Origin of the sequence: Sphingobacterium sp. SGL-16, assembly GCF_011043515.1 — a bacterium.
Taxonomy (GTDB): Bacteria; Bacteroidota; Bacteroidia; order Sphingobacteriales; family Sphingobacteriaceae; genus Sphingobacterium; species Sphingobacterium litopenaei.
Genome location: NZ_JAAKGQ010000124.1, coordinates 1 through 676, shown reverse-complemented (window position 1 = coordinate 676; position 676 = coordinate 1). Strand labels below are relative to the sequence as shown.

At 35.9% G+C, this 676-nt stretch carries 1 protein-coding gene; it reads right to left on the bottom strand.

Features of this window, described 5'->3' with window-relative positions; translation table 11 throughout:
- Positions 1 to 51: 51 nt before the first annotated feature.
- Positions 52 to 676, bottom strand: a 625-nt coding sequence (locus G5B32_RS16940; RefSeq protein ID WP_165292672.1) for an IS4 family transposase, incomplete at its 5' end; no start/stop codon positions are given.

Sequence of the window (676 nt, the reverse complement as noted above, 5' to 3'; positions counted from 1 at the left end):
TTCTAGATAAGTTTTCTGTTTTAAAGTCAAATTATACCCTCTATATTACTTTTAGAATAGTTTAAATTGCCCAATTTTGTCAGGAGGTTTACCTGAAAAGAATGGATCATTAGCCCATTTCCAGAGGTCAATTTTCACGAATATATTCAAGCGGATAAAGTTCACTAGGTTAGATAAGTTCCAATCATATTTAGCCTTCTTCTGAATGTATTTAAAGAGTAGTATACCTATTAATGCAGTCCAAATTTGAATGTAGACAGCATTTTCTGAGGTTCCTACAAAACTGGTTACTTTCAGACGTTGTTTTAGATGTTTGAAGAAAGTTTCAATCTCCCACCTTTCCTTATATAAGGCAGCTACTGTTGATGCCTTCCAGGTGAAATTATTTGTTAAAAACTCATATTCAGCCTTATTTATGCTGTCCCAAAAACGTACTATACGCATTTTCTTTCCTTGATAGTGCTTTTTCGCATCACCATCAAGCTCAATAATTTGATCCTCAAGGACGCCGTTGTCCTGGAGTGCCTCACTTTGAAATGTTCTCACCACTGTATATTTCATGTTGCTTTTACTGCGTGTGACAAAAAAGGACTGGTTGCTGTCCAAAACGTTCATCCAAGCATAATCAACGTAGCCTCTATCTACAACGACCACACAGCCTTTAGGAAATGAAATA